The 4,452-nt window shown below is 68.1% G+C and carries 6 protein-coding genes; 2 read left to right on the top strand and 4 right to left on the bottom strand.

The window, feature by feature from the left end:
* A partial coding sequence (locus VHB27_RS17145; protein WP_325602685.1) for a hypothetical protein occupies nucleotides 1–264 on the bottom strand: 264 nt, incomplete at its 3' end.
* Nucleotides 265–413: 149 nt separating this feature from the next.
* On the opposite strand from VHB27_RS17145, the gene VHB27_RS17150 reads away from it, so the two are divergent.
* Both VHB27_RS17150 and VHB27_RS17155 read left to right on the top strand, forming a co-directional pair.
* On the top strand, nucleotides 414–1,595 hold the full coding sequence (locus tag VHB27_RS17150) for an acyl-CoA dehydrogenase family protein (RefSeq protein ID WP_325602687.1): 1,182 nt from the start codon (nucleotides 414–416) through the stop codon (nucleotides 1,593–1,595).
* 101 nt (nucleotides 1,596–1,696) lie between these two features.
* Nucleotides 1,697–2,128 carry a GlcG/HbpS family heme-binding protein gene (locus VHB27_RS17155; RefSeq protein ID WP_325602689.1) on the top strand — a complete coding sequence of 144 codons (432 nt, stop codon included), beginning with the start codon at nucleotides 1,697–1,699 and terminating at the stop codon, nucleotides 2,126–2,128.
* A gap of 17 nt (nucleotides 2,129–2,145) precedes the next feature.
* Here the strand turns inward: VHB27_RS17155 and VHB27_RS17160 are convergent, their stop codons facing one another.
* From VHB27_RS17160 to VHB27_RS17170, 3 genes are all read right to left on the bottom strand, one after another.
* Nucleotides 2,146–2,400 carry a DUF3126 family protein gene (locus VHB27_RS17160; RefSeq protein WP_325602691.1) on the bottom strand — a complete coding sequence of 85 codons (255 nt, stop codon included), beginning with the start codon at nucleotides 2,398–2,400 and terminating at the stop codon, nucleotides 2,146–2,148.
* A 235-nt stretch (nucleotides 2,401–2,635) separates the two neighbouring features.
* Nucleotides 2,636–3,838, bottom strand: coding sequence for a pyridoxal phosphate-dependent aminotransferase (locus VHB27_RS17165; protein ID WP_325602693.1), 1,203 nt, complete (start codon nucleotides 3,836–3,838; stop codon nucleotides 2,636–2,638).
* Nucleotides 3,839–3,937: 99 nt separating this feature from the next.
* The coding region (locus VHB27_RS17170) for an NYN domain-containing protein (RefSeq protein ID WP_325602695.1) at nucleotides 3,938–4,452 on the bottom strand (515 nt) is incomplete at its 5' end.

Consider the following 4,452-nt stretch of genomic DNA (forward strand, 5'->3'; position numbering starts at 1 on the left):
CACCACGGTCGCGACCGATGCGTCCGGCGAGGCGGTCTTGCCCGCCGGCGTCCGCGATGCCGTGCCGCGCGGCGGCGCGTAACGCTCGGTGCGTGCCGGCGGCGCGCTGGACGGCCGCTCCGGCAAGGCCTGCAGGGCGCCGAGATTGACCGTCACCTGCGCCAGGGCCGGCTCAGGCAAGGCGATCAAGGGCACGGCGGCCACACCCGCGGCGGCGCAGGCCGCCAGCAGCGGAGCAGCGTGAAATATCGCAAGAGGACGCATGCGCTCACACGTAGCGGAACATCCCCTATCGTTCAATGAAACAGCCGTTAACCCGGACGGATTGACAAACGACCGCCCGCGGTCCGCAATCCCGGTCAATCGGGCGTGGGAGCTTCATGGAAGCCGGGCCTGAAGGAAGGAAGCGAGCCATGAACCATCTCCGCGCGGGCTCGATCGGAACGGGACCCGTGGCGCGGGCCCGCGACCTTGGCCCCGCGATCGAGGCGGCGGCGGACACGATCGAGCGCACCCAGACGATCCCGGAGCCGCTGCTGACCCAGATCCACGACGCGCGCCTGGCCCGCATGCTGCTGCCCCGGTCGGTCGACGGCGATGAGGTCGAGCCCTGGGTCTACATGCACGCGATCGAGGAACTCGCCCGCCACGACGGGTCGGTCGGATGGAATCTTTTCGTTGCCAACAGTTCCGCCTTGATCGCGCCGTTCATCCCGCTGGAAGCGGCCCGCGCGATCTTCACCGACCCGCGTGCCGTCGTGTCCTGGGGGCCGCCCAACCAGCACAAGGCGCACGCCGTGCCGGGCGGCTACCGGATCAGCGGCGAATGGCATTTCGCCAGCGGCAGCCGGCAGGCGACGTGGATGGGCGCGCACGCCCAGGTGATGGAGCCGGACGGTTCCCTGCGGCTCAATCGTTTCGGCCGGCCGACGACGCGCACGTTGCTGTTCCGCAAGGAGCATGCGACGCCGATCGAGAACTGGAACCCGATCGGCATGCGCGGCACCGCGTCCGAGGGTTACCGCCTGACCGACCTGTTCGTCCCCGAAACCTATAGCGGCACGCGGGAAGACCCGTCGCTGCGCCGCGATCCCGGCCCGCTGTTCGCCTTCACGATGCAGGGGTTGTACGCCGTCGGCGTCGCCGGCGTGGCGTTCGGCATCGCGCGGGCGATGCTGGACGCGTTCATCGCGCTGGCGGCGGAGAAGGCGCCGCGCGGCCTGGTCCGCCTTGCCGACAGCCCCGTCGTCCAATCGGACGTCGCGCGGCGGGAGGCGGCGCTGGGGTCCGCCCGCGCCTATCTGGCGGACATCCTGCGCGAGATCTGGGACGAAGCCGACGACATCGCGCCAATCGGTCTCGATGCCCGGGTCCGCGTCCGGCTGGGCTGCGCGCAGGCGATCACGACGGCGATCGAGGCGGCCGATTACGTCTACAAAGCCGCCGGAACCTCGGCGATCTTCCCCGGCACGCCGTTCGAGCGGCGGTTCCGCGACATCCACACCCTGTCCCAGCAGATCCAGTCGCGGGACTCGCATTTCGAGGCGGTGGGCCGGGTGCTGTTCAACGGCGATCCCCAAGGTTTGTTCCTCTAAAGGCTGTTCCTTTGGAGGCTGTTCCCGTAGGCGCGGGTCGGCTTTGATGTTCGTCAGGGCGACTCGGATCCCCCACACAGCACGCGCACAAGGATATGGACATGACGGAACTGACCCTGGCGAAAGCCCAGACGATCATCTCGGCCGCGCTGGCCCATGCGCGGGGGAAATCCTTCGCGCCCATGGCCGTCGCCGTGCTGGATGCGCGTGGCGTGCTGAAGGCCTATGGCGCCGAGGAGGGCACCTCGCTGCGGCGTGCCGACATCGCGATCGGCAAGGCGCATGGCGCGCTGGCGATGGGCGTCGGTTCGCGGACGCTGGGGAAGCGGGCGGAGGAGCGGCCGCATTTCATCGCCGCCGTGACCCATGCGGTCGGCGGATCGCTGGTCCCGGTGCCGGGCGGGGTGCTGATCCGCGGCGCCGACAAGAGCATCATCGGGGCGGTCGGCGTGACCGGGGACACGTCGGACAACGACGAAGCGGCGGGGTTGGCCGGACTCGCCGCCGCCGGCCTGACGGCTGACCCGAGCTGAGCCTCGGCGCGCTTGGGTCAGCGGCGCGTGGAGGCGGGCGTCGGCCTGGCGGGCGCCTTCACCGCCGGCAGGTCTTCCTCCAGCACCGTGATGTGGATGGAATAGGACGTCTCCCCGTCGTCGGTGTCCTTGTGGACGGTGCCGACGATCTCCTCGTTGACGGCGAGCTCGACCGACAGGCCGCGGCGCATCGGCGGCACCACCTTGATCAGGTCGGATTTGAACAGCTTGCGCAGATAGGTCTGGAGGCGATCGATCTCGGACGGGTTCATGGGGAACTCACGGATTTGGTGTTCGCGGGTTTCTTGCCTGGAATGAGGTGAACGGTCCAGTGCGGGTTGGCGTTCCGTCAGCGGGGCAGCGACCTTGCCGTCACGGCCTGTCCGTCATGGGATGGCTTGGCAGGCGGTGGGGAAGCGCCCCGGCCGACAGCGAAGGCGGCATACCACCCCGTCGATGGCACCCCGTCGATGGCCGGTCCAAGCCCGGCCATCAGCGGCTTTCGCCTCAGCGCAGTCCTTCGCAGAACACCTGGATGCGCTTCAGCCCCTCCAGCAGCTCCGCGTCCGCGGTGGCGGTGCTGATCCGCAGATAGGGGCTCATGTAATACGCCGCGCCGTGGACGGTGGCGACGTAGTGTTCCTCCAGCAGCGCCAGGCAGACGTCCTCGTCGTTGCGCAGCAGGCGGCCGCCGGTCGTGGTCTTGCCCAGGCAGCCGGCGACGTTGGGGAACACGTAGAACGCGCCTTCCGGCTTGTGGCAGGAGATGCCTTTCGACTCGTTCAGCATCTTCACCGCCAGGTCGCGGCGGCGCTGATAGGCGTCGATCTGCACCTGCACGCCGTCCTGCGGCCCGTCCAGCGCGGCGGCGGCGGCGGCCTGGCCGACGGTGGAGATGCCGGCGGTCGCCTGCCCCTGCATCACCGTCATCGCCTTGATCAGCGGCTTCGGGCCGCCGGCGAAGCCGACGCGCCAGCCGGTCATCGCATAGGTCTTCGACACGCCCGACACCGTCAGCGTCCGGTCCTTCAGGTCCGGCGCCACCGCCGCCAGGGTGGCGTGCTTGAACCCGTCGAACACCAGGTGCTCATACATGTCGTCCGACAGCAGCCAGACATGCGGGTGCTTGCGCATCACCGCGGCGATGGCCGCGATCTCCTCGGCCGAACAGCAGGCGCCGGTGGGGTTGTTCGGGTTGTTCAGGATCAGCCACTTGGTCTTGGGCGTGATCGCGGCGTCGATGTCCTCGGGCCGGGGCTTGAAGCCGTTGTTCTGCGGGCAGTTCACCAGCACCGGCTTGCCGCCGCAAAGCTGGGTCATCTGCGCGTAGGCGATCCAGGACGGGACGGGGATGACGACCTCGTCGCCGTCATCGACCGTGGCCATGATCGCGTTGAACAGGCATTGCTTGCCGCCGTTGGACACGGCGATCTCGTCCAGCGCGAAGTCCAGGCCCGAATCGCGCTTGAACTTGCGCTGGATCGCCTCTTTCAGCGCCTTGGTGCCGTCCTGGGGCGGGTATTTCGTCTCGCCCCGCAGCGCCGCCTGGTGCGCCGCTTCGATCGCGTGCGCCGGCGAGTCGAAATTCGGCTCCCCGGTCGTCAGCGTCACCACCGGCTTGCCGGCGGCGCGCAGCTCGCGCGCCTTGATCGACATCCGCACGCTGGCGGCGAGTTCAACGCGGCCGAGACGTTGGGAGAAGCCGGGCATCTCAGTGGAATCCTTGGCGGAAGAAGTGGGTCATTGAGTAGGCATTTCCTGACGAGAGGGCACTAGGTTCGGTACATTATTGCTTCGAGGCCGGCCGACTCACAACGCCCGCACCAGCCGAACGAAGACGCCGCGCAGCGCGGCCCTTTCGTCCGGCATCAGGGTCGTCGTGCCGTAATGGGTCCGGCCGATCCGTAACAAAGCCTTGTCATGCTCCGCGGGAATCTGGCTGCTCGAAGCGACATGCACCTTCAGCCGCGAAATCTCATCGACCGGAAGCGCAGCGATCAGAGGTTCGATCAATGCCTCCAAGTCGCCGGTCACGGCCGCGGTGAGCGTCATGGACGGCGACACGGGCGGTGAATATGCCAGAAATGCCCGGACGACGGGTGCATCCCATTCAAGGATCGTATCCGCCTCTTGACGCAGCGATGGGCTTTGGTTCGCGCGTGCCGGATGTATCCCGACGAGGTGAACCCGGACGCCGAACTGTTGTGCCAGGACGACCCCGATCCGCACGTCTTCGTCGCCGCTCACAAGGACAGCATCGGTCATCGCCCGGTTCCGGGCGAGTTCGACGGGGTCGGTGACGATGAGTGAGTCGACGCCCTTCT

It is taken from the genome of Rhodopila sp., assembly GCF_035548235.1.
Lineage (GTDB): Bacteria > Pseudomonadota > Alphaproteobacteria > Acetobacterales > Acetobacteraceae > Rhodopila.

What these genes read in the sequence shown, in the direction of transcription:
- VHB27_RS17150 (WP_325602687.1), top strand. Translation starts at nt 414, where the DNA reads ATGAACCATCTCCGCGCGGGCTCGATCGGAACGGGACCCGTGGCGCGG.
- VHB27_RS17155 (WP_325602689.1), top strand. Translation starts at nt 1,697, where the DNA reads ATGACGGAACTGACCCTGGCGAAAGCCCAGACGATCATCTCGGCCGCG.
- VHB27_RS17160 (WP_325602691.1), bottom strand. Translation starts at nt 2,400, where the DNA reads ATGAACCCGTCCGAGATCGATCGCCTCCAGACCTATCTGCGCAAGCTG.
- VHB27_RS17165 (WP_325602693.1), bottom strand. Translation starts at nt 3,838, where the DNA reads ATGCCCGGCTTCTCCCAACGTCTCGGCCGCGTTGAACTCGCCGCCAGC.